Origin of the sequence: Lysobacter sp. ESA13C (assembly GCF_019970005.1) — a bacterium.
Taxonomy (GTDB): domain Bacteria; phylum Pseudomonadota; class Gammaproteobacteria; order Xanthomonadales; family Xanthomonadaceae; genus Lysobacter; species Lysobacter antibioticus_B.
In genome coordinates, this window is sequence record NZ_JAHXYK010000043.1 from 1 (window position 1) to 502 (window position 502).

Annotated in this window: 1 protein-coding gene; it reads left to right on the forward strand. The window is 69.3% G+C overall.

Translation table 11 applies throughout. The features are described 5' to 3' along the window. On the forward strand, positions 1 to 502 hold a 502-nt coding region (locus LC490_RS24255; RefSeq protein WP_223621905.1), incomplete at both ends, for a condensation domain-containing protein.

Consider the following 502-nt stretch of genomic DNA (forward strand, 5'->3'; position numbering starts at 1 on the left):
TGTTCGCGCTGTACCGCAACGGCGCCGACGCGCAGGCGCTGCCGCGGGTCACGCCCTACCGCGACTACATGCGTTGGCTGACCTCGCGCGATGCGGCCGCGGCGCGCAGCGCCTGGCGCGACGCCTTCGCCGGCTTCGAGGAGCCCAGCCGGATCGCACCCGCCACGACTGCAGCGGCGGTACCCGACACCTTGCGCATCGACCTGCCCGACGATCTGGTGCAAGCGTTGACCCGACTTACGCGCGGCCTCGGTGTGACCCTCAACACCGTCGTGCAGGCGGCGTGGGGGCTGTTGCTCGGCCGGCTTACGCATCGCCGTGACATCGCCTTCGGCACCACGGTTTCGGGCCGCCCGCCGGAGCTGGCCGGCGTCGAGCAGATGGTCGGTTTGTTCATCAACACTTTGCCACTGCGCTTGCAATGGCGGCCGGACGAATCGGTGCGCGACCTGCTACTGCGTCTGCAGACCGAGCAATCGGCGCTGCTCGATCACCAGCACCT